1 protein-coding gene is annotated in these 531 nt (G+C 37.3%); it reads right to left on the minus strand.

All coding sequences use genetic code 11. The features are described from left to right. Positions 1-185 precede the first annotated feature (185 nt). Positions 186-531, minus strand: a 346-nt coding sequence (locus ACFIO5_RS13465; protein WP_375701610.1) for a hypothetical protein, incomplete at its 5' end; no start/stop codon positions are given.

Genomic DNA, 531 nt, shown 5'->3' on the forward strand with positions numbered 1-531 from the left:
AAAAGTTGGTTTGGTTGTTAGAGTTTGGATTTTATAGGCTGCATTATGTCTTCAGAAATTATGGTATCTACATAAGGCTCGTCTTTATACCCAGAGATAGTGATACAAAGTTCACCTAGATTGTGAGTATTTCTCACAACTAACTGTGCACACAAGGTAGGTTTAATTCCATATTTATACATGATTTATTTTTTCTCGTTTGTTGTGATACGGCTTTCTCCGCAGATCTCTGAATCTCCGTAAATTTTTGCGTCGCCATAAACTCTTGCATTGGGATAAACAATTGCATTTCCGTAAATCTGTGCGTTTTCAAAAATGCGACCACCACCATATACTCGGGCGTTATTATAAATTTTTGCATTGTCATAAATTTTTGAACCCCAAGTAACACAAGCATTATCATAGACCCAGCAATTGCCATCATGAGAGAGATTGCTTTCATTTTCTATAAAGCCCCCAAGGTCCCCAGCCTTAACATCACCAAAATCTTTTAATGCACGTATGCGGTAAAGCGTAAGGTATCCATCAAAC

It is taken from the genome of Bartonella sp. AA86SXKL, assembly GCF_042196885.1.